Source organism: Marinithermofilum abyssi (genome assembly GCF_014641195.1).
Classification (GTDB): domain Bacteria; phylum Bacillota; class Bacilli; order Thermoactinomycetales; family DSM-45169; genus Marinithermofilum; species Marinithermofilum abyssi.
In genome coordinates, this window is record NZ_BMHQ01000001.1 from 36,249 (window position 1) to 58,154 (window position 21,906).

The 21,906-nt window shown below is 52.1% G+C and carries 27 protein-coding genes; 12 read left to right on the plus strand and 15 right to left on the minus strand.

Annotation, left to right across the window (positions count from 1 at the left end):
* Positions 1-145: 145 nt before the first annotated feature.
* The 6 genes from modB to IEW70_RS00210 form a co-directional block, all read right to left on the minus strand.
* Complete coding sequence (modB, locus tag IEW70_RS00185; RefSeq protein WP_188646273.1) at positions 146-811, minus strand: molybdate ABC transporter permease subunit; 666 nt, start codon at positions 809-811, stop codon at positions 146-148.
* Positions 811-1,590 carry a molybdate ABC transporter substrate-binding protein gene (gene modA, locus IEW70_RS00190; RefSeq protein ID WP_188645926.1) on the minus strand — a complete coding sequence of 260 codons (780 nt, stop codon included), beginning with the start codon at positions 1,588-1,590 and terminating at the stop codon, positions 811-813. Before modA ends, modB begins: the two co-directional genes overlap by 1 nt.
* 18 nt (positions 1,591-1,608) lie before the next feature.
* A complete protein-coding gene (locus IEW70_RS18325) occupies positions 1,609-1,884 on the minus strand; it encodes a DUF4395 family protein (protein WP_188645927.1) in 276 nt (91 codons plus the stop codon).
* Between the two features lie 269 nt (positions 1,885-2,153).
* On the minus strand, positions 2,154-2,885 hold the full coding sequence (locus tag IEW70_RS00200; protein ID WP_188645928.1) for a YheC/YheD family protein: 732 nt from the start codon (positions 2,883-2,885) through the stop codon (positions 2,154-2,156).
* Positions 2,882-3,271: an aspartate 1-decarboxylase gene (locus tag IEW70_RS00205; protein WP_188645929.1), complete on the minus strand. Its 390-nt coding sequence runs from the start codon at positions 3,269-3,271 to the stop codon at positions 2,882-2,884. Before IEW70_RS00205 ends, IEW70_RS00200 begins: the two co-directional genes overlap by 4 nt.
* A 183-nt stretch (positions 3,272-3,454) precedes the next feature.
* Positions 3,455-4,120, minus strand: a complete 666-nt coding sequence (locus tag IEW70_RS00210) for a C40 family peptidase (protein WP_188645930.1) — start codon at positions 4,118-4,120, stop codon at positions 3,455-3,457.
* A 299-nt stretch (positions 4,121-4,419) separates the two neighbouring features.
* Here IEW70_RS00210 and IEW70_RS00215 point away from each other — a divergent pair, with 299 nt between their 5' ends.
* The 5 genes from IEW70_RS00215 to ptsP all read left to right on the plus strand — a co-directional run bounded on the left by IEW70_RS00215 (position 4,420) and on the right by ptsP (position 10,301).
* Positions 4,420-7,269 (plus strand): sigma-54-dependent transcriptional regulator, encoded by a 2,850-nt coding sequence (locus tag IEW70_RS00215; RefSeq protein ID WP_188645931.1) that lies wholly within the window; start codon positions 4,420-4,422, stop codon positions 7,267-7,269.
* A 340-nt stretch (positions 7,270-7,609) separates the two neighbouring features.
* The gene (locus IEW70_RS00220; protein ID WP_188645932.1) at positions 7,610-7,933 is read left to right on the plus strand and encodes a PTS sugar transporter subunit IIB; all 324 of its coding nucleotides are present in this window, start codon (positions 7,610-7,612) and stop codon (positions 7,931-7,933) included.
* A gap of 15 nt (positions 7,934-7,948) precedes the next feature.
* Entirely contained in the window at positions 7,949-8,320 is a 372-nt protein-coding gene (locus tag IEW70_RS00225; RefSeq protein ID WP_188645933.1) for a PTS lactose/cellobiose transporter subunit IIA, read from the plus strand.
* Positions 8,289-8,549, plus strand: coding sequence for an HPr family phosphocarrier protein (locus IEW70_RS00230; RefSeq protein WP_188645934.1), 261 nt, complete (start codon positions 8,289-8,291; stop codon positions 8,547-8,549). Before IEW70_RS00225 ends, IEW70_RS00230 begins: the two co-directional genes overlap by 32 nt.
* Positions 8,550-8,579: 30 nt before the next feature.
* On the plus strand, positions 8,580-10,301 hold the full coding sequence (gene ptsP, locus IEW70_RS00235) for a phosphoenolpyruvate--protein phosphotransferase (RefSeq protein WP_188645935.1): 1,722 nt from the start codon (positions 8,580-8,582) through the stop codon (positions 10,299-10,301).
* A 170-nt stretch (positions 10,302-10,471) separates the two neighbouring features.
* Here ptsP and speD read toward each other — a convergent pair whose 3' ends face one another.
* Positions 10,472-10,873: an adenosylmethionine decarboxylase gene (gene speD / locus IEW70_RS00240; protein WP_188645936.1), complete on the minus strand. Its 402-nt coding sequence runs from the start codon at positions 10,871-10,873 to the stop codon at positions 10,472-10,474.
* 204 nt (positions 10,874-11,077) lie between these two features.
* On the minus strand, positions 11,078-11,848 hold the full coding sequence (gene fabI / locus IEW70_RS00245; RefSeq protein ID WP_188645937.1) for an enoyl-ACP reductase FabI: 771 nt from the start codon (positions 11,846-11,848) through the stop codon (positions 11,078-11,080).
* A 642-nt stretch (positions 11,849-12,490) separates the two neighbouring features.
* Between fabI and IEW70_RS00250 the strand changes: the two genes are divergently transcribed.
* Complete coding sequence (locus IEW70_RS00250; protein WP_229751696.1) at positions 12,491-13,288, plus strand: DUF2935 domain-containing protein; 798 nt, start codon at positions 12,491-12,493, stop codon at positions 13,286-13,288.
* 292 nt (positions 13,289-13,580) lie between these two features.
* Here IEW70_RS00250 and ablB read toward each other — a convergent pair whose 3' ends face one another.
* Positions 13,581-14,423: a putative beta-lysine N-acetyltransferase gene (gene ablB / locus IEW70_RS00255; RefSeq protein WP_188645938.1), complete on the minus strand. Its 843-nt coding sequence runs from the start codon at positions 14,421-14,423 to the stop codon at positions 13,581-13,583.
* Between the two features lie 196 nt (positions 14,424-14,619).
* Complete coding sequence (locus IEW70_RS00260; RefSeq protein WP_188645939.1) at positions 14,620-14,958, minus strand: DUF2512 family protein; 339 nt, start codon at positions 14,956-14,958, stop codon at positions 14,620-14,622.
* Between the two features lie 82 nt (positions 14,959-15,040).
* Between IEW70_RS00260 and IEW70_RS00265 the strand changes: the two genes are divergently transcribed.
* Entirely contained in the window at positions 15,041-15,394 is a 354-nt protein-coding gene (locus tag IEW70_RS00265) for a L,D-transpeptidase (RefSeq protein WP_188645940.1), read from the plus strand.
* A gap of 149 nt (positions 15,395-15,543) precedes the next feature.
* Here the strand turns inward: IEW70_RS00265 and IEW70_RS00270 are convergent, their stop codons facing one another.
* From IEW70_RS00270 to IEW70_RS00280, 3 genes are read right to left on the minus strand one after another with little or no spacing between them, the layout of a single operon-like run.
* Positions 15,544-15,822: a YetF domain-containing protein gene (locus IEW70_RS00270; protein ID WP_188645941.1), complete on the minus strand. Its 279-nt coding sequence runs from the start codon at positions 15,820-15,822 to the stop codon at positions 15,544-15,546.
* A gap of 55 nt (positions 15,823-15,877) precedes the next feature.
* A complete protein-coding gene (locus tag IEW70_RS00275) occupies positions 15,878-16,264 on the minus strand; it encodes a hypothetical protein (RefSeq protein ID WP_188645942.1) in 387 nt (128 codons plus the stop codon).
* Entirely contained in the window at positions 16,257-17,189 is a 933-nt protein-coding gene (locus IEW70_RS00280; RefSeq protein ID WP_229751742.1) for an alkaline phosphatase family protein, read from the minus strand. Before IEW70_RS00280 ends, IEW70_RS00275 begins: the two co-directional genes overlap by 8 nt.
* A gap of 230 nt (positions 17,190-17,419) precedes the next feature.
* Here IEW70_RS00280 and IEW70_RS00285 point away from each other — a divergent pair, with 230 nt between their 5' ends.
* Both IEW70_RS00285 and IEW70_RS00290 read left to right on the plus strand, forming a co-directional pair.
* Positions 17,420-17,743, plus strand: a complete 324-nt coding sequence (locus IEW70_RS00285; protein WP_188645944.1) for a DUF1811 family protein — start codon at positions 17,420-17,422, stop codon at positions 17,741-17,743.
* A gap of 19 nt (positions 17,744-17,762) precedes the next feature.
* Positions 17,763-18,497: a 5-formyltetrahydrofolate cyclo-ligase gene (locus tag IEW70_RS00290; protein ID WP_188645945.1), complete on the plus strand. Its 735-nt coding sequence runs from the start codon at positions 17,763-17,765 to the stop codon at positions 18,495-18,497.
* Positions 18,498-18,761: 264 nt separating this feature from the next.
* Here the strand turns inward: IEW70_RS00290 and IEW70_RS00295 are convergent, their stop codons facing one another.
* Positions 18,762-19,163, minus strand: coding sequence for a DoxX family protein (locus IEW70_RS00295; protein ID WP_373285880.1), 402 nt, complete (start codon positions 19,161-19,163; stop codon positions 18,762-18,764).
* Between the two features lie 129 nt (positions 19,164-19,292).
* On the opposite strand from IEW70_RS00295, the gene IEW70_RS00300 reads away from it, so the two are divergent.
* Together IEW70_RS00300 and IEW70_RS00305 are read left to right on the plus strand one after the other, a co-directional pair.
* Positions 19,293-19,622 (plus strand): winged helix-turn-helix transcriptional regulator, encoded by a 330-nt coding sequence (locus IEW70_RS00300; protein ID WP_188645946.1) that lies wholly within the window; start codon positions 19,293-19,295, stop codon positions 19,620-19,622.
* A 106-nt stretch (positions 19,623-19,728) separates the two neighbouring features.
* On the plus strand, positions 19,729-19,902 hold the full coding sequence (locus tag IEW70_RS00305; RefSeq protein ID WP_188645947.1) for a hypothetical protein: 174 nt from the start codon (positions 19,729-19,731) through the stop codon (positions 19,900-19,902).
* A 108-nt stretch (positions 19,903-20,010) separates the two neighbouring features.
* Here the strand turns inward: IEW70_RS00305 and IEW70_RS00310 are convergent, their stop codons facing one another.
* A complete protein-coding gene (locus tag IEW70_RS00310) occupies positions 20,011-20,961 on the minus strand; it encodes a 4-hydroxy-3-methylbut-2-enyl diphosphate reductase (RefSeq protein ID WP_188645948.1) in 951 nt (316 codons plus the stop codon).
* Between the two features lie 238 nt (positions 20,962-21,199).
* Here IEW70_RS00310 and IEW70_RS00315 point away from each other — a divergent pair, with 238 nt between their 5' ends.
* On the plus strand, positions 21,200-21,466 hold the full coding sequence (locus IEW70_RS00315) for a hypothetical protein (protein WP_188645949.1): 267 nt from the start codon (positions 21,200-21,202) through the stop codon (positions 21,464-21,466).
* Positions 21,467-21,906: the final 440 nt, after the last annotated feature.

Consider the following 21,906-nt stretch of genomic DNA (forward strand, 5'->3'; position numbering starts at 1 on the left):
GACTTTGGTTACCGGGGGGAAACACATGAAACGCTTTATCGGTGAAAATATTTATTTCATCCTGTTGGTACTGCTGGGATTCTTGTTGCTGTTGATGGCCGCCGGACGCTACCTGCTGATGTAATTTTGGGCGCAAGCCCTTTTTTCATGCTTTTCGAAGCATCACACGGGATACAGCCATCAGCAGGAATGAAAACAGAACAACCATCAGCACCCAGGATAACGCCGTTTCTTCCTGCCCCGCTTCCACCGCCAGATAAATGGCTGTAGGCAGTGTTTGCGTCTTTCCGGGGATGTTCCCCGCGACCATCAAGGTAGCACCAAATTCACCCAAGGCCCGGGCAAAACCCAGGATATATCCGGTAACCAAATGGCGCCAGGATAACGGCAAGATGATATAACGGAAAATTTGCCACTCTTGTGCACCCATGGTCCGAGCTGCATCCGCCAGTTCCGGATCATGGCTGTGGAATCCGCTTTTCAACGTTTGGTAGATCAGCGGAAAAGCCACAACGGTTGCCGCGATCACAGCCGCCCACCAAGTGAAAACGAGAGGTTGTCCCCAAAGGGTTTCCAACCACTGGCCAAACCAGCTTTCTCTCCCCAGTAACACCAGTAATCCGTAACCCACTACGGAAGGCGGCAATACCAGCGGAAGCATAAACAGGGTCTCCATGGCCACATGGTTGGCCCACCGCCTCCTGGTACTCGCCCAAGCCGCCGCCAATGCCAGCAAAAAGCTGAACCAACTGGCCGCAACGGTAACTTGCAAGGAAACGGTCACCGGTGACCAAAACTCCATCGCCGTCATCAATGGTTCGCCGCTCCTTTAAATCCTTCTCTCAAAAAAATCGCTTTTGCCTGTTCCCCTTGTAACCAACGGTAAAACGAACGAACTTGTTCCGACTGATCACCGTTTTTTATCAAACCCATCGGATAAATAATCGGTTGGTGACTGTTGGAAGGAATATGGGTAGCAATGCGAACGCGGGAAGTGGAACGGGCATCCGTGAGGTACACAAGGCCCGCCTGTACATTACCGGTTTCTACATAGGCCAATACTTGACGGGCGTCTTTACCAAAGATTAGGCGATCCTGCATCTGTTTCCACACACCGAAATGCTGAAGGGATTGGCGGGCATATGTACCGGCCGGAACCGTCTCCGGTTGTCCCACTGCCACTTTGCCTGACAATAAAGCGAGGGAGCGTATACTGTTGATATCGATTTTGTGATCCTTGGGTATGACAACCACCAAGTCGTTTCGCAACCATTGTTCCACATCGTCGGGATCTATCCGTCCCTGCCGGACCAATGCTTGCATCTCCTTCTGGCCGGCGGACACAAAAAGATCGCAAGGTGCTCCTTGCTCGATTTGCCGTTGCAACTGTCCGGAAGATCCGTAGCTGAACACCAGATCCACATCGGGGTGTTTCGCTTCATACAATCTCTCTGCCTGTTTCATCCCTTGTGATAAACTGGCAGCCGCCAATACATGTACTTCTTGCCGCTCACCACCTTTGAGGGAACACCCCCCGACCAACAGAAGAAAAATCGCAGCCCAGATGCATCCTGACCCACTTCGCGCCACAAAAATCACCCTCGTATTTCAAAGTGAAGGCTCGTTTATAGCACAGCCGTCTGCTGACAGCGTACCAAATCGACAGCGAGCTTTCCACTCCAGCCAGCGCTCACGTACGACACATCCGATGCAAAACCCGAACAGGACCATCAGGGATGCCAGGGCCACCATCAGGGAAAAAAGGTCTCCCATGATGATACAGCCTGCCAAATACGCCGTCAGACTGATCGTAAGGCAAATGACCGCAATCCCCTCGCTGCTGGCCGGGTCCTCCATCGGACAGGGTGCAGGGGGCCGGCGCAAAAATGGACGAACTTTACTGGATTACGCTTTAAAAGCAGACTATACACCCCGATCACCAATGGCAATGGCAACAGCTCACACGCAATGGTCAAAGACCCTGTCATCGAGAGAAAAACAAGCCATTGGTTGGCACTACAAAAGAAACGGAGAGACCAACATCAAAAACTACCTTAATTCCTCTTGATCTTGTAGGTTTATTATGGCCGATCCCCTCCCTCTACGCAATCAGCCCTTTTACGTAAAAAGAGCAAACCAAAGGGAGGTTTGCCTCATCTTTTCATATAGGCCATAATCGTTCGGTACATGCTCTTATCCTTCAGTTTTAAAAAGAGGGAAATGGCTGGCTTGGGATTGGCTTCGATCATCCACACCCGCCCGTTCACATCCACCCCCATGTCAAAGCCGACCACTGTACTAAACCGGCCCAACCGTTGTGCGGACCACAGCGCCGTATCACACAGGTCCCGGATGACAGCCTGAACCGGCCTTCCGGACATATTGGAGCCCTTCAGCGCCTGTCGGACCGGCAGAACAAATCCTTTACTCAATGCTACATTGGTCACAATATACCCTTTGCCGGCAATTTTAGCCAAGTGCCCAGTTACGGTCCAAGGGGTACTCCGCTTTCGCTGCACCATCACCCGGATATCGATGGGTGCACCGCGAAAGGTAGCCAAATCGATACACCGTTGAATCAAATATCGGGAGGAGGCTGAACGGGTAATGGAAGAAATCGATGTAAATGCCGTTTTCCTGTTGGAAACGATCCTTTTGCGCGGGCCGGAGTGAATCTCGAACCAATGGCCTCCCAAGTCCCGCACTCGGATGACCCCCCATCCGCCAGTCCCGCCCGACGGCTTCAAAATTACGGTTTTGTGCCTTTTTAGCATCGACCACAGATTTTCTTCACTGAACCAGACAGTTTCCGGCAACGCCGATTTTACCCGGCGGTCCCCCATCAACGTCCGGTGAACCCCCCATTTGTACCCTATCTTAGTCATAATCCACCACAGTCCTTGAGCAGGTTATTGATTTCCTTGATTTTCACAATCCGATTGCGCTGATCAACCCACACCACCCGAGGCTGAAGGCGCTCCACCTCCTCCTCATCCACCAAAGACATACTCAAAATCACCACTTGATCCCCTGGTTGGAACAAGAGTGCAGGGGGTCCGTTCAACCCGATTTTCCCCTCTTCTTTCGATGGGATGGCATAGGTTTTCCACAAGGATGCATTGCGAAGGCTGGTTATCTGGACCATTTCGAAGGGCAGAATATGGGCTGCTTTCATCAAAGTTTCGTCAATTTCGATACTTCCTTCATAATCCAGATCGGACTCGGTAACGGTAGCCCGATGAACTTTTCCTTTACACATCCAGCGTTTCACCCTCTTCACCTCCCGAACCTTAGCAAGTGCGAGCACTCGCGTCCCAATAGTCTATGTTCGTCCCGAACAAAAGGTTTGGGTAAAAAAAGAAGCAACTCTTCACTTAACCCCCTCCGCGAAGATACAACTTTTTAACAAAAAGAAAACCCGCTCCGCAGAGCAGGTTTTCATTCCGTTCTCATTTTATTGGTTCACGGTTTCCGGGGTGACACGGGTTGCTTTCACAAAGCCCCAATCCAGCCATCTGTCGCTCATATCATCATAGCGGACCCCGCCGGGACCCCAGGTGTGGAGCACTTTGCCGTTTCCGGCGTAGATGCCTACGTGCTCGATATATAAGTGTTCTTTACCTTTCAGCTTGAAGAAGACCAGGTCGCCTTTTTGCAGTTGGTCACGGGAAACTTCCTTGCCTACTTCAGCTTGAGGTTCTGCGGTGCGGGGAAGTTTGATCCCGTTTTCAGCAAAGACGCGCTGAGTAAACGAGGAGCAGTCGAAGGTTTTGGTCGTAGTAGAAGGGGAACCGAATTTATACGGAGTTCCCAAGTATTTCTCACCGGTGGCGATGATTTTGTCACCCCAGGTGTTGGACTCTTCCGAAGCAGCGGAAGCTTTTTTTACACCAATGTTTTGGGTGTCTTGGGTGTTTTGAGTGTTTTGGGTATTTTGGGATTTCAACGGATTTTCCAGTCCCACTTTACCGAAAATGGAATCGACAATAGAGTAAGCTTGGGAACTGGTAACCGGTTTAGCAGCTGCATCGGCTTGACCGGTCAGCGGCAAAATCGAAGTGCTCATTAACAAGGCTGCAGAAGCGACAACAACTTTCTTCCATTTATGATTGGTACGCATCGTATCCTCCTTTTTTGCTTGATATTGAAATACATGGTTATATTAACATAGTTCTAAAGGACTATTTAATTCCATTTTTATACATACTAGATTAACAGACATTCTCCGACTCGGCTGCTCTCCGGCAAAAACGCTCAACGAAAGGCTTCTCCCGTCATTCCCCTGTATGGACTATGAAAAATACGCTATCATTTTCCAGATTTTTATCCTCAACGTTTCTCCTTCCATTTTCCTGGATTTTACTGCCCTGTTTGTGTGCAAAGTGTGTATCATAGAAAGGGAGAAATGGAGGATTCATCGTGAAAAAGTTGGATCATGTGTTTCAAACCCTTCAAGAACTATGCCGCCGCAACCCGGAAGGTGTGTCTGCCGGTGAAATGGGCCGCGTTTTATATCTGGAACGCTCTACAGTCAGCCGTTATCTAAACGAGCTGGTCAAGGCGGAACAGGCTGTCAAAGTACCGGGCAGACCAGTACGATACCTGCCCGCTACCGCTGAAAACCAGAATGACCGTATCCTCATCCAAGGGGGAAGTCCGGTGTCAGCTCATCCCCGTCGGATCACCGATCACTCCGGCTTGTTCCGACGCTTCTCCAATATTGTCGGTACTGGAGAGAGCCTGAAACCCTTGCTGGAAGAAGCTTTGGCCGCCCTTTTTTACCCGCCTCACGGTCTACCCATCCTGTTGTCCGGCGAAACCGGCGTAGGGAAAAGTTATTTGGCGAACATGCTGTATCAAACTGCGACTGAAGAAGGCATATTGAAACCGGATGCCCCCTATGTAGTCTTTAACTGCGCCGAATACGCCCAGAATCCCGAATTGTTGATGGGTCAGCTGTTCGGCGTTCAAAAAGGAGCGTTTACCGGGGCGACTAACCACCGTTCCGGGTTGGTGGACAGGGCTGACGGTGGCATTTTGTTTTTAGACGAAATTCACCGGCTTCCCCCTGCCGGACAGGAAATGTTGTTTTATCTGATCGATCGGGGAATGTACCGGCGCTTGGGGGAGTCTTCCATGGATCGAACCGCACGGGTGCGGCTGATCGGTGCCACTACGGAATCTCCCAAGGAAGCGCTGTTGCCCACCTTGTATCGGCGTTTTTCCGTTAAACTCTCCTTGCCTCCATTGCGTCAGCGGAGTCAAGAAGAGCGAGCCAGCCTGCTCGACCATTTTTTCCACCGGGAAGGCGAGCAAATGGGAGTCCCCTTGTCCATCACGGAATCTTGCCGACAAGCATTCCTCACCTATGATTGCCCGGGTAATATCGGACAGCTGGAAAGCGACATCCAGATTGCCTGCGCCCGTGCTTTTTTGCGCCATCTGAATCAGCGACAGGATCATGTATTGGTACTGCCGGAAGACCTGCCGGAGCCCGTTTTCCGCGCCTTGCCGGAGACGGAGGGAAACCACCCGGACGATGCTTCCTCTGAATCTTCCTCTATTCAGGCGGAATCTCCCCATCCCGCCCGACAGGCTGGGAAAGATGTGCCCAATGTGTATGCAGAGCTGACACGGAAAAAAGCACGCTTGGCACAAAAGGGGATGACTCCTGCGGACATGCAGAAACAATTGCAGCAAGTCGTGGATGACTATGTGGAAGACCTTCTGCAAGCCTCCCGGACACAGGTGGAAGAAATGCCGAATAAAGTCTGGCTGATTCAGCCGGAATTGATGTCTGTACTGCAAGAGGAAGCGGAACGGTTGAATCCGCGCCTTCCTGAGCCCTTGAGTATCTATCAGCTGACTGCTTTGGCCTTGCACATCCAGTCTTTTTTACAGCGTCCTAGAAGCATGGACAGAAGGGAGCACCTTCCCGACTTAAAAGGCGTACAGCCGATATACCGGGAGGCAGCGGTGGAAATCTCCAAAAAACTGAAGCGGGCATTGGACATCGATTTGCCAGAGCAAGAGATCGATTTGACCGCCCTGCTCCTCGCCTCCCGTTCCCGTCGGCCTCAAAATCGAAAGCGCGTCGCGGTGCTGGTCGTCACCCACGGTCCATCTGCGGCCAGATCCATGGCGGAAGTGACCAATTCCTTGCTGGGCACACCCGTGATTCAAGCGATCGATATGCCGTTAAACCAGCCCGCTGCCGTCACCTATCAACGCGTTGCAGAAATGGTCCGGAAGCTGGACGAGGGTGCCGGGGTCTTGCTGCTGGTGGACATCGGGTCATTGACCACCATGGGAGAAGCGCTCAGCCGGGATTGCGGCATTCCCATCCAAACCTTGAGCCACGTGAATCTCCCGATGGTCATCGAAGCGGGCCGAAAATCTCTGCTTCCGGAAAATGACCTGTCATCGGTTGCGGATGCCGCCCGTCTGATGGCTTCTCCTTCCGAAACTGCCGGCACATCACAAGGGAAAATCCCCAGTAAACAAGGCAGCAAGCGCCTAATCGCCACCGTCTGTCTGACCGGAGAAGGGGCAGCTGTCACCCTGGAAAGCTGGCTTCGGGAGCATTTACAGCAGAAAAATCCCGATGTGTTGATCCGTTCGGTGCGCATCGACCCGCAAAGCCGGAGCTCGCCCCTGCTCGATCATCTAAAAAAAGAACATCACTTGATTGCCGTAGTGGGCACCGTGGAACCTGATTTGGAAGGCGTTCCTTATCTGCCGGCCTGGGAGTTGCTACAACCGGAAGGAATTGCCCGTCTACAACGGCTGCTGGATCTCAGCCATCCGGGACACAACGCCAAAGAGACGGAGGTACTGGCATCGGAAGAGCTCCCGGTCACTTTCGCGGAAATTCCCACCCTCGTCGAACAGGGATTGGCTGAAACCGTTACTCATCTGAATCCACGGCGGTTTTGCCGTACCATGCAGGAACACATGCCACCGCTTCGTGAAGCCCTGTCTCTGGATCCCGAGCGGGAACTGGGACTGTGGATGCACCTGGGTGTCATGACGGACCGTCTGTTGCAAAACACCCTGAAAGAGCATATCCTTTCATCCGAGACGTCTGCAGACCGGAACCATCATGAGCGGCACCCTGCCGATCACGTACTCCACTTGTGGCAACAGTTGCTGCTTGTTTTGGAAAATACCTTTGCCCTGCGATTTCCGGCGGGGACCGCTCAAGAATTGGCCCTTCTCTCTTCGGAAAAACTTGAACAAGGGTGTCATGAGCCCTCTTATTCCGATTGATGACAAACCGGTTCAGTCAAGTAAAACCCGCCTTCATAACTTGGCAGACTTCCTCTGTTCTGACACCTTGTCAGACTCCTGATCGATTTTTCGGCTGGCTTGTCATCGGCAATCCCCTGATATTTCCTGTGTCAGCCGCCCTATACAGGGTAAGAATGAGATGAATAAGGCAAACTTTGTGTGCAAACTGTGCAGAAAAAAATACACACAATTTTTTCCGGCAATACATTTGTACATTGGCATATTTTTTGCTTAGGATTAGATAGGGCACTGAAATTTTGCCGGAAGCAAACCGGCTTGGCCAAGTCACCTCGTGGAAAGGGGAAACCGTTTTACAGCCATGGACCGACCGATTCGAGCTGCCATCTTGTGCACGATGGGCACCACCTCCCGCTGTCTCGCGGAAAAGATACAGACAGCTGCCGGTGCCCACGGGATTCCTTTGCAAATATCCGCTGCCAGTGTGGCGGAGTTTGAGGAGATCGCTCCGGAACTGGATGTCCTATTACTGGAGCCACAGGTGCGCCACCACCAAAAATCGTTTGCAAAAACGGCCGCTCTTTACGGTTTACCATTGGCCGTGGTGGAGCCGCGTGCTTTTGCCACCATGAACGGCGATCGGGTGCTGCAACAAATGTTGGACCTCCTGAAGCGGGATGCCTGACAAGGAGAGAGATCCATGGATTTTGAACAGCAGGTGTGGCAGTTGGTACTGCACGGCGGTAATGCACGATCTTGTGCATATGAAGCAATGGATGCCGCAGAGTCAGGAGACTTCAAATCGGCCGAAAAGCATTTGAAAGAAGCGGAAGCCGCTTTTCGTGAAGGACATCAAGTATTGACCACCCTTCTTCAATCGGGTGACGATCAGCTGAGCGGCCTGCTCATGATGCATGCCCAGGACCACCTGATGACTGCCCAAGCCGAATTGAATTTGATCCGGCGCATCATACATCAGCAACAGTCCATTCAGAACCTGGAACAACGACTGCAAATTTTAGAAGAAACGAGGGATACTTATGCAAGAAACCACCATCGTCATTCAAAATGAAAGCGGACTCCATGCTCGTCCGGCTGCTCTGTTGGTACAAGAAGCTGGTAAATACGAAAGCCAAGTACAGCTGATAAAAGCGGGCAAACAAGTGGACGCCAAAAGCCTGTTGGGTGTGATGTCTCTCTCTGTCCGTAAAGGCGATGAAATCACCATCCGCGCAGAGGGCAACGACGCAGAAGCTGCTGTAAACGGTCTGCGCAGCCTGATTGAAAGCGGTTTGGAGTAAGTTTGAGAGCACTGCAGAAAGAGGGGTAGCATGACCATGACTACTACTGTTCGCCTGAACGGAGTGGGCGCCGCTCCCGGCCTGGCCATCGGACAGGCTGTTTGGTGGCGCAAAGAACGGCCCGTTGTGGAGACCCGCTCCATTTCCGATACAGAACAAGAAACCCGCCGCCTGGAACAAGCGGTCAGCCAAGCAAAAGAACAACTTTCCCGCTTGCGGGAAGTAACAGCCGAGCGGATGGGTGAAGGAGAAGCCGGGATCTTTGACGCCCACCTCTCCTTTTTGGATGATCCCGCCTATGTCGGGGAAATGAAAAACCGGATTCAGCAGCAAAAGAAGAACGCCGAATCCATCTGCTCCGCTGTAACGGATGAAATGAGCCAAATGCTGGCCTCCCTGCCGGATGAGTATATGCAAGCCCGCGCAGATGATATCCGGGATGTAGGCGATCGTCTGCTGCTGCTTTTATCGGGCAAACAGCCCTTTGATCCCTCCCTGTTGCAACCGGGTAGCGTAGTGGTGGCCGAAGAACTGGCTCCCTCCGATACCGCCCAGTTTCCTCCCGGAATCGCGGCTATGATCACGGCCCGGGGCAGTAAAACGGCCCACGCAGCCATCATGGCTCGTACGCTGGGAATTCCTGCCGTGCTTGGGTTGGGCAAAGCCATCGAGCAGGTGCAGGACGGCGATACCATCATTGCCGATGGCGAAGCGGGTTGGATTGATCTCAATCCCGATGCGGAAACCCAAGCCAAAGCCGAAAAGGAAATGAAACGGCAACAAGAGCTTCGGGATCAAGCACTCCAAAAAGCCGGAGAAGACGCCGTTACCCAAGATGGAAAACGGATCCAGATCTTCGCCAATATCGGCAGCCTGAACGACGTGGAAACCGCGCTGAACAACGGCGCCGAAGGCGTCGGCCTGTTCCGGACGGAATTCCTCTACCTCGAAAACGATCACTGGCCGACGGAAGAAGAGCAATACCAGACCTATCGCAAGGTACTGGAAGCTTTTGACGGACGCCCGGTCATCATCCGTACCCTGGATATCGGCGGAGACAAAGATCTCCCTTATGCTGAACTGCCCAAAGAAGAAAACCCCTTTTTGGGCCACCGGGCCATCCGCTTCTGTTTGGCCAACAAAGACATTTTTAAAACCCAGCTCCGCGCCCTGCTTCGAGCCGGTGTCTACGGAGACCTGTGGATTATGTTCCCCATGGTGGAGAACGTGTCCGAGGTGAAAGAAGCCAAAGCCCTGTTGGAAGAGTGCCGTCAGGAGCTGCACAAAGAAGGCGTTCAAACGGCTGAACAGCTGAAGGTCGGCATTATGGTGGAAGTGCCCGCCGCTGCCGTTACCGCCGACCTCCTGGCCAAAGAAGTGGATTTTATGAGCATCGGCACGAACGACCTGACCCAGTACACTCTGGCTGCCGACCGGGGCAATGAAGCCGTGGCCCATCTGTACGATGCGGCTCACCCCGCTGTTTTGCGCTTGGTGCGCCAAACCTGCGATGCGGGTCAAAAAGCAGGCATCCCCGTCGGTATGTGCGGCGAACTGGCCGGCGATCCCAAAATGACGGAAGTGCTGGTCGGCCTGGGCCTGGTAGAGCTCTCCATGAGCGCCGGAACCATCCCGGAAGTGAAAGAGCAAGTGCGTGGGGTAAACTCCACGGATGCACGCGAACTGGCTGACCACGCCCTAACTCGGGAAAATCCCGATGAAGTGCGCACCGTCGCTGCAAAAGGAAAATAATCCACCCACAATAAAAGCTCCGACCGAATAGGTCGGAGCTTTTATAAGGTTTCATCTCCCGGAAATCGGGGAATATAGGTATCAGACTTCTTCACCCTAACCCTTTCCTTTGGCTTGCTCTTCCCATAAAAACACCTCCGCATGAGCGGAGGTGTCATTTTGTTCAGTCGTCAGACTGCACTTTTGACCAGTTTGTCGTCAGGTTGGACTACCTCGATGGGACCGTCGCCGCGACGCATCACTTTCGGGAAAGCTTGCGTGGGCTTCAGTACTTCCATCATATACTGGATAGCAACCATGGGATCCACGTCGTAACCGCAAGTATAGCAGTCCAATGCAGCGAATCCTTTTTCCGGGTAGGTGTGAATCGACAGATGGCTTTCCGACAACAGCACCAACACAGTGGCCCCTTGCGGTTCAAACGACTTTTTCTGCGACGAGAGAACCGTAGCACCACACTTCTCCGCCGCGATCTTCATGTGCTCCTCCAGCTTTGAGGCGTCGTTGAGCAGATCGAAATCGACACCCCAAGCATCCATGGCTACATGCCGTCCGAAAGTAGAGTATTCCATCCCCTTCCGGCCCCCTTCCTAGGAAATATTTGGTGTTAAGCCAATATTCCGCTAGGATCTGCTCGTTCACCACGGGGGAAGGTTAGTCCTTAGAGGTCCCAACCCTTTAAGTGAATCTTGGATCCTTCTAGCGCAATTTCACAAACAATACCGTATCACACTTTATTACGGGTTGCAATAACCATTTTCAGGCCGTAGAAAAATTTACATTCCCATAATGTTGTACCCGGAATCTACGTGAATCACTTCGCCCGTCACGCCCCGGGACATATCGCTGGCTAAGAACAGGGCAGTATCTGCCACTTCCGCTACATCGGTCGTACGGCGCAGCGGTGCCTTTTCTTCAATAATGTGCAGGATCTGGTTGAAATCCTTGACCCCTTTGGCGGCCAATGTGCGGATGGGACCCGCAGAAATGGCATTGACCCGGATGTTGTCGGCGCCCAGCTCATACGCCATGTACTTCACATTGGTTTCGAGAGCGGCTTTGGCCACGCCCATTACCTTGTAGTTGGGGATAACCCGCTCCGCTCCCATGTAGGTAATCGTAATGATACTGCCGCCTTCCGTCATCAGGGGCTTGGCCGCATTGGCCACAGCCACCAGGGAGTAGGAGCTGATATCGTGGGCCAGTGCATACCCGTCACGGGAGGTTTCCACAAAGGGACCCTCCAGATCTTCCCCTTTGGCAAAGGCGATGGCGTGCACCAATGTATCCAGCCGTCCCCACTTTTCCCGGATGGTGCCGAAGGCGTTTTGAATGTCATCGTCAGATGTCACGTCACAGGGGATGCAGAGAGATCCCGGCATCTCCTCTTCCACCAGCTTTTTCACCATCTGCTCCAAACGTTCACCTTGATAGGTAAAAGCCAGTTCCGCCCCTGCTCGATGAAGGGCTTTGGCAATCCCCCACGCGATACTCCGTTTATTGGCTACCCCCATGATCAGCGCGCGCTTGCCTTCCATCAACTTCATTAGTCTGGACTCCCTTCCGTTATGTAAATTCCAAATGATGTTTCAATGCCATGTTTCGTCAAATTAGTACCTGCTACTATATCCAGGTATCAGATTATCGAAAAACCGGAGCAATGTCAATCAATCCGATTTCGCCCAAGTTTTGAATCCCTTCACCATCACCTTTTCGTTTCTGCCTACTCTTATAGATAAAAAGCCTGGATTCCTTCTTGATCCGTGAAAGAAAGGCCGTTTTTTCTTTCATATTTTGTAAAACAGGGAAGGAATATTCCTAGCTTGTCTACTTTAAAAAGGGGGAAAGTCTGCATAGCCTTATGGAGAAAACCTTGAACTCCTGCGTTGTGTCTGTCGGTAACCTTGGCACTGGCTCTATTTTTTACCGACGGTCAAAGAAAAAAGAAGAAGCCGATGTCAAGGGTATCAATGTGGAAGTGTTCGAGCCGATGACCGAACCCGCGAAAAAGACTCGGAGCAGGCAACCTAGGATGGCAACTGGAAGATCGTCGGCGCCGAAGTGGATTGATCCAAGCCCGCCCCTTGTAATGGGAGGGGGGCTGTATGAAGAAATCCATCATCTGAGTGGGCATACACCGGAACCCTTCCGTCATACCATTTGGTGACTGCCTGGAAGGGGGGATCTCCTTGGATAGTTCCGGTTATGAAACATGTGCGGCTTTTGAACACCGCTTTTGGTTGCAGGTATTAGGGGACCACGGCCGTTTTTTGGCTGACGCTCTCGCTCCGAAAGAACAGCGGGAATGGACGCGAGCTGTGCAATACGTACAGGTATTTGACCAACTGCGCAATGAAGCCAAACAAGCCGCTTCCGTCCAATCCTATATGTTACTGTCCCGCCAAGCATGGCAATGGACACAATCGATCCGGAGTTTCAAACTGTATCTGCTCCATCGTCAACTCACTTCATCCATCTCGATCGGCTTTACGCCCACCTTTATCAACCACATGGTGAACGAAGCGGAAGAATACTTGCGTGTGTTGTGTTATTTAATGAAAGGTAAATGCCCCCCGGCAGAACATGCCCTGCACCACCACTTCGTTTGGTTGTTGGACGCGGCAGGTCACGCCGGTGCCATCACCGATACCATGGATACAGTGGAAAAAGAGTTGAAAAAACGGGGGATGCGCTTCAACAAACACTTTGAACAGTTTTATCTGAAAGCAGTGGAAATGGCGGGGTACTTACGTACCTGCGTAACCCAGTTTCCCGCCCTGCACCGGTTCAACCGTCAGGTGAAACTGGAATTGGCACTGTTTCGGCGCTTTCTGAACGAACTGGAAGAGCTGCGGTTGGATCGGGAAGCATTGGGCACGCTGACTCCCTTGATGGCCGATCATATGGCTCGTGAAGAGTGTTATTACCTGACCAAGCTGGCACTGTCCACCGGTATTCAGCCGCCCCAATGTGATGCATTTTCATGAAAAACGGGGTGCCTGCACGGCACCCTGAGGTTCTGCCAAAGTTTATCTTCGGGAAAGAAGAAAGCACCAATCTCTCCTGCTGGGTAAACCATGAGAGTGAGATGAAGGAACTAGCGTACTGGTAATACCACGGGCACTTCCGTTGGTCGCAGGTACGCCGCCCATGCGGGTACATTTCTAACTGCATGGGATGGGCTGATGAGACAGCCCTGAACTTGGGAGTTGTCCGAAGCAGAAATGAATGGAGGACGCTAACTACCCAAGAATCCTACGCCTTCAGGCGTGTGGAGTCTCAAAAAGCTTTCACCCAGATGTTCATATCCTCAAAGCCACCGGCAATCTCACAGTTTTGAACCAGCCGTCCCCGGTATCGATAGCCGTGTTTGGCAGCCACAATATTCATTCCTGCTGAAATCGCCCGTGTCAGAGAAAAGGCGTGACCGATCCCCATCTTGGACAGCTTTTGCTCCAAATGGCTGAACAAGGCACTGACCAGCCCTTTGCCCCGGTATTGCGGATCGGTGGCGCAATCGGTCAATTCCGCACATTGATACTCGGGAAACACATCGGCCGAGGAGGCGCTCACGATCCACTCCTCATGTGTCACCACTGAAAAGTAGACATCATCCTCCATTGCTCTTCGTATGTCATCTTCATGATGGATCGGAGTCGGATAGGTAGTAAACACCTGCCGGTACAATCGGGCAAGCTCTGGAACATCCTCCGGTTGAGCCTCCCGCAAAGCATACCCCGCAGGCAATTCAGGCGGTTGCTCGATCTTTTTCGTCTGCTCGGCCAGCTTGACGATGCGATCCAATTCGTCGCACTTTTCGGAGAGGGCGCGTTCTTTTTCCACGAAGTTGGCCATCATGCACGCACTATCTCCGTTAAAAAAACCGTCGATGGTTCCTTCCAACCGAAACCCTTCGTTTTTCCATGCCTCCACATCTTGTTCCCGAGCATACACAATCACTTTCCCCAATTGCTTTTCTTCCGCTTCCTCCACCAGGTCCCGACTTAGACGGGAGACTTCTTGTTTAGGATATTCCAGCAGCTTGACGCGGCTGTTATGGGGATCCACTTCGACTTTGCACGATTCCAGTTCCTTGACGGATGTCAGTATGCTTTGATTCATGCCTTCCTCCTCGGATCCGTTTTTTATGCCAGCGATTCCATCATTCCTATTTCATTTTATAGAAATCATTTCCATATAGGCAATGGGAGTGACGACGGCTGACATCGGTTTTTCCGGCAGATCCCATTCTAAGGAAAGCTGAACCATGTTTCCTCAAAGGATATGAAGGGTTTTCATTCCTTCTCTCCGGATTTTTCTAATAAACCCGGTATCGCAAAATGTACCGGTGCATGACAAGCTCCACCGTACCCAAGATCAAAACCGTCAACAGAACAGCCCACCATCGAACTTCCGTGCCAGCAACCCACCAGGGTATCGTCCACAAAGTGACAGCCATAAACGAGGCACCGGCCAGTGTAGCGAGGAGATTTCCCCAACGGGGCACGATCCACTGGTCGGCCAGGTGACCGACCACCGCCCAAAATGCCGCCACCCCTGCCGGCACCCATGGACTGCTGAAGGTAAGGCCTCCGGTAACCACAGACAGGCAGTTGAGCACGGTCCAATACATGATCCATTTCAAAGCCCCGTTCATCTTCTCCCTCCTTTTCAGATAGTATGGTTACAACAAATCCATCGATTCCCCATAGGATAGGGAAAGAAAGGAGGATGCAGCATTGCCTAATATCCTGGTGGATTTGTCCGAGCGCCGTCTGTTTTTGATGGAGGGAAATCGTGTGTTGCGGTCCTATCCTATTGCAATCGGAAAGATATTATCGAGAACGCCGGTCGGGATTTATCGCATCATCAATAAAGTGCCCTACCCCTATACTCGTCCCGGTGGTCCCCTGACGCCCTACGGCACCTACTGGATGGGGCTCTCCCGGAGAGGGTACGGCATTCACGGCACAAATAGGCCCTCTTCCATCGGAAAGAGGGTTTCCAGAGGATGTATACGTATGTACAACAGAGATGTGGAGGATCTCGCCCGACGTGTAGGCATCGGGACGATCGTGATCATCCGCCAGTAAAATCCCCGTTGCCGGTCCAGACACACCTCCCCCTTCACTCCCGATCCACCGGCTGTTTCAGCTCATCCCGATACGCATCCACCTCGTACCGATCACCGCATAAAACACCTCATCCAATGAGTGATAACCCCGCCGTTTCAGCTCCTCCATCAGCCATTCCTTTGATATTTCCGTTCCTGCAAGGAACCTTCCAACAGTTTTCCCTCAATAATCAACTCTACCGGGTAATGCTTCATCGGATAAGGCGATCCGAAGTCTTTGCGGGTAAGCGGACGGTAATCCGATTTAGGCGGTATGCTGAGACCGCCGTAGGGTTCCAATATGGCTGTCTGGACTTTATCGATGTCAAACCACCCCAGCTGGCGCAACTGTTGCTTCACATCGTCTACGGAGTAGTCCAATTTTTCATGTTGGCCGTGATCCATCATAAGGGTACTTCTTTCTGCCTATGCCTAGGGTGCTAAGGTAATCACCGTATACCGATTACCAGCCTGCCTGGGGGTGCCGCTTCAGGCGAACCTTTTGCAGCAGCAGCATCGGCGTATCTTCTTTGACTTCGTTCAGTTCTTCTGTGGTGATCAAAAAGGCAAAGGTATCAAAAGCCCGACCGTCTTGCAGCATTACACCCGCATGTTCCTTGGCAAAAGCCACGGCCCGTTCCGTTCCGTCCGCCAAGCGGAAACAAAAAATATAAGCGTCTCCTTCTCTGTCATACATCCACACGTATCGGTATCCCTTGGCGGATTTCTCCACTACTTCCTTCCATTCGGGGATGGACAAGATTAACACGTTCTCTCCGGAAAGTTCAACCCAGCCGCCGTCTTCCGGAATCGATGCGGCGGTTACTTGCGGTACATAACGTTCAGCCATGGGAAATTCCTCCCTTTTTCTCTTTTCGGTTCCGATCCCGTTCCACTTGCTCCAGCAGCCATGGTGTAATACAGGTCAGATTCCATCCCTCTGTTGACTGCGGAACATCCGCCGGTCCGATGATCAATGTGGGCACCGGATTGGATGTATGGGTTGAAACCCGAAAATCCTCACTGTTCCCATGATCACTTACCAGCACGATCACATCTTCCCGGTGTTTGTACTGCGCCAACGTACCGATAAAGCGATCGACATCCTGGATAACCCGACGAATCAACTCCCGATCCTGCCGGTGTCCCGCCAAGTCGCTGAGAAAGTATTCATGTACCACCAGATCGGCAGTAGCCGCCAAGGAGAGCAGATGTTCCGCAGCCTCCTCCGGCTGAATTTCCGGAACCGCTGCATCCTTGCGCGCCAACGTCCATCGGGTCAAATCATGGTAAACCGCCTGATCGGCAAGGAGATCCGGCATCATCCGAATCGGCTCCTGTGCACTTTGAATGGCTACGGTAGATACAGAGACCCACCCCCGCTTGGTGGAGGGCCGGTCAAAATAATCCTGGGTATAACAGTTGGCAAAGGTTCCCCGATAACCTCGTGCTTCACATTGCAGATACAGATTATCTGCGCGAACCAGCCGGCGCAGCCGTTGAAACGGGAGCCCGCTTTGGTGTTCTCCCATCAGCTTCGGTGCGTTTTTCCCGGTAAAGATGGCCGCCTGACCTGTTGCGCTTTGCGGCAAGCCCGGTACACCCAGCCGGGCATCGGTTTCCACAAGCCAAACATCCTCACGATGTTGTCCCGTTGCTCCTCTTACCAAAGACCGCCCGCCGAGCAAGCCTTCGAGGTGAGGGGTTGGACAGGCAAACCAAGGGTTATGGTCTTGTTCCTCTCCCAAACCGACTCCGTCGATAAACAGTAGCACGACCGCCAAGTAGACATCACTCCCGTACGAATGAGCAACGCTTTTTTCATTGTAACATAGGCAAACGTCTCATCCTGCTACGGATCTTTCCTCCAAACGCCAACAGTGCAGTTCTCCTCATCCAGAATACAGCCGAAATCCCCAGGGCGTTAAGCTCCCAGTCGATGAGCATCCTTATCATGAAAGTTGTTATAATACGGGTAATCCTACGAACCTGAGGAGGTTCTAATTTGGGTAGATACAGTCAAATGGACCGGGAAGAACTGCAGCAAGAAATTCGCAAACTGGAAGAAGAAATGACTTATGCCCGGCGTTGGGGCAACCAAAGCCATTTGGATGTCCTACAGCAAAAGCGGCTTCTTGCCAAATCGTATCTCGTCGATACCGATGCCGTTCAGCCGGGGAGCAGTTATCCGGCAGAAGGAACGGATGACCGCTTCACTGTGGAATATCTCAACGGCGTCATGGCGTGGGGATACTGGGAATCCGAACGGATAAAAACCGCCGTCCCCATCGGCAGGCTGATGATCGATCAAACGCCCTGCGATGGGTGAGTAATCGGGAGGGACGCTTGTGACTGATCGAAAATCGAAGATCCGTAAGCAAGTATGGGATCGGATGACCCGGGAAAAAGTCGGCCGGTTTCCTTTTCCCCTGACGGGACGTATTCCCAACTTCAAGGGAGCGGAACGGGCAGCGAACCGCGTCACCCAAATGGACGTGTATCAACAGGCACGCACCGTCAAAGTAAACCCAGATTCTCCCCAGCTGCCGTTGCGGGCACAAGTGCTTAAAGACGGAAAAACGCTCCTGGTTCCCACACCGCGCTTAAGAGCCGGATTTATCCGGGTACATCCGGAAAGTGTCCCCCCGGGCGAAGAGCGTAAAGCAGCCAGCCTGTCCCATATTCTCCGTTACGGCAAAGAAATCCCGTTAACAGAGCTCCCCCCGATCGATCTCATCGTGATCGGGGCTGTAGCGATTCATCCCGACGGGCGCCGCTTGGGTAAAGGGGAGGGCTATGCCGACCGGGAATATGCCATATTGCGGGAGCTGGGCAATCCAGAGGTTCCTGTGATCTCCACCGTCCATTCCATGCAAATCGTAGACGAGGAATGGGAACCAGACCCCTTCGACCTGCCGGTGGACTGGATTGTGACAGAAGGAGAAACCCTCGCAACGAATACTTCGTATCCCAAGCCTTCCGGCATTGACTGGCATTTAGTCACTCAAGAAGAGCGCGAAGCGATGCCGGTATTGTCCGAGATCGAAGCCATTGTGCAAAAAAGAAACAGCCCTCCCCAGTAACAAGGAGAAGGCCAGCTTGATGACAGACCTGTCCAGAAAAGCAGAAAAACCCCTTCTACCCGTCGCTCCCTTTCCGACGTCGCAGATGGGAGACTGTCCATGACCGAGGCGCAAGCCGAAGGAAATGCTTTCTCGGTCCGTGTTTTGTCGCTGGACACGTCGTCAAAAGTCGTTGGTAGAAGGGCATCAGCCATTCCTATCGATCTGTAAAGCCTTTATCAACAGCTCTACCCTCCCATTCAGGAGGGCTGTTTTTGTGCATGATTAAAAGAGAACATATTCGCCGGGGCCGGTCAATGCAACACCCACAGCCACAGCAATCAGAATCACATTATACTCAATGCCGCCTTCCGTAATCCAAAAGCCGTTTTGACCGTGTACTTTCACAATAGCAACCAACATGGTCAACACGATCAAAGCTGCTGCAACCGGTACCCATACACCTGCGGCAAAGAGCAAACCCGCCACCAGTTCCGATGCACCGGCCAAAAACGCCATCGTGACGCCGGGGCGAATGCCAATCGACTCAAAGAAGCCGCCCGTACCCTTCAATCCATGACCTCCGAACCATCCAAACAGCTTCTGTGTTCCGTGACCGGCAAAAGTCAAACCTACCACCAGACGAATGATGAACAGTCCGATACTTGCCACCACAACACTTCCCATAATAAATATCCTCCCTTTTGTATATGAAATATAAATAGGTAAGTCATTTACTTTATGTTTGAATCATACGCAGAATCACTTACTTTTGTCAAGTGTTTTGTGGTAAAATATCCGCAGGAGATGGTAACCATGATCAACCATAAATTATGTCCCAAATTTGAAAGTGCCTTTGAACTGCTCGGCAAACGTTGGACAGGCCTCATTATCCGGGCCTTGTTGGACGGTCCCAAACGCTTCAAAGAAATATCCGCAATGATTCCGGGAATGAGCGACAAAATGCTGGCGGAACGGTTCAAAGAGCTGGAAGCTGCCGGGATTTTGACCCGGAATATTTACCCGGAGACACCTGTACGGATCGAATATGAATTGACAGAGAAAGGAGCCGCCTTGAAGCCCGCCATGGATGAAGTGCAAGCTTGGGCGGAACAATGGCTGGATCATGAGGAGTCGGAAGACTGATTCCATTTTCTCGTCCCGTTCTTCGGGACGTTTTTTATTATTTCCGGGAGAAGGAGGTTATTTCTCGATTGTTTAGACAATACTGCACCATAGGAGGTGTGACAGGATGTACTATGTCATTCTGGATTCCGACAAATATCCCCCGTCCATCTTGCATGAGGACCAATATTTCCAGTGGTACAACCCGATGAAAGGGGATCATCGGGTGGAATTTCGGGGAACGATGAACCAGTGCTATGATTTTGTCTCCCGGCGCAACCGGCTGCAAACCGGGCATTAGGACGGACTGAGTTTTCAAAATTGTTCCCGTCTTCCAGCAAACAAAAACGCAAAAAAACGGGGCAGTGTCATGAATCCATGACCTTTCCCGTTTTTTTGCGTGTAAATATCAGTTGGCTTTTTTCTTGCGTACCGGCGGCAACAGCCGTTTCTTGTCCACAGTGCGCTGCGGTTTCCATGTGGAGGGATCGTTCTCATCAAATTGTTCCAGAAACTTGATCACTTCCCGGGTGATCGGTGTCGGAGTGGAGGCACCGGAGGTGACGCCAACCACTTGTTTGCCTTTTAGCCACTCGATGTCGATTTCCGTCACATCGCTGACGCGATAAGCTTCCACACCGGCGATTTCCCGAGCCACTTGGGCCAAGCGCTGGGAGTTGTTGCTGCGGGGGTCACCAACTACGATGACCAGTTCCGTCTTTTTGGCCTGCTCGGCAACGGCTTCTTGCCGTTCTTGCGTCGCCAGGCAGATCTCGTTGACGATCTCGGCCGTCGGATATTTTTCCCGCACTTTGTTCATCAGGTGGCGGGTGTCCCACTGACTCATCGTCGTCTGGTTGGTAACCAGCACTTTGTCCGTATCCAGGTCGAGCTCGGCCACGTCTTCCTCTTTTTCAATCAGGTGCACATGGCCCGGAGCCACACCCATGGCGCCTTCCGGCTCCGGGTGACCCTTTTTCCCGACATAGACGATCTCGTACCCTTCGGCCACTTTTTCCTTAATCAGATCGTGGGTCCGGGTCACATCCGGACAAGTGGCATCCACAATGGTCAGTCCTTTTTCCCGGGCGCGTTTGCGCACTTCCGGCGAAACACCGTGAGCGGTGAAAATCACCGTGCCCTTGTCCACCTGATCCAAGAGCTCCATTCGGTTGGGACCATCCAGTGTGATAATGCCTTCCTCTTCAAATGCATCGACGACGTGCCGATTGTGCACGATCATTCCCAAAATGTAAATGGGTCGGGGCAAGTCCAGGTTCTTGGCCGCCTGCCGGGCCAGCACCATGGCATCCACGACACCGTAACAATAACCCCGTGGGGTAATTCGCAACACTTGCATGATTATTACCTCCCGGCCCTGAAATGGATCAGAGCGCATTCCCCCTTATTATAGCGCAGATCCTTAGCGATACCAAGGTGCTCTTCGGACGAACCAGCACGCGTATCAACAGACAGCATTGCCTTTGACAGATTTCCCATTGGACCAAAATGGACGGTGGACAGGTACAGATCCCCAATTGCCTTCATACAATACATCGTGGCTGAAGTTCCTACCAAACAACAAAGGAGTGATCCATATGGCAGAAAGATACCCGCAGCCTCAGGTGCCGCAAATGCCGATGCATGTACCCATGTATCCCATGCACCATGTGTACGATCCGTGTTCCATGTACTACTACATGAAAATGTGTCACAGAATGGAACGTCACATGATGAAGTACTGGAAAAAGTACTGCCATCCCTACCATCATCACCATCATCCATGCGAAAGCTCTTCTTGCTTCGGCAGCTCCAGTATGGGCGGCCCTATGCCCTATTCTCATTCGGACGGATCGGTCGACTGACAGTTTATCTGCATTACCCGCCCCCTTCACTTCCTCCCAAACGGGAGGTCTATTTGTGCAAAACAAAAACGCCTCCGGATGGCGATGAGGCGTTCAACAGTCATCCCAAACAGTTTTGACCCTCTTCAACAGTTCATGACTTGTGGTTTTTCCCCCGCTCCCGAATGTACAAGCTCATCAACACCATAAAAGCCACCATCATCAGTGCGATAAACGTATTGGGGTTGAGCCAGGATTGCAGCATGGGGCAACCTCCTTCTTCCATGTAAAAATCCCGTGATTCTGGTATAACCCAATTTGGTGAATTTGTACAGGAAGAAGCCTCCTGCCGACGGATTTTACGCAAATCGACCTATCCGACTACGGGGAAACTATGACTTTAGACCTTCCCTCTTCGGTCCCGGGATGACAAAAAAAGTCATCTGCTGAAGATGGCCCAG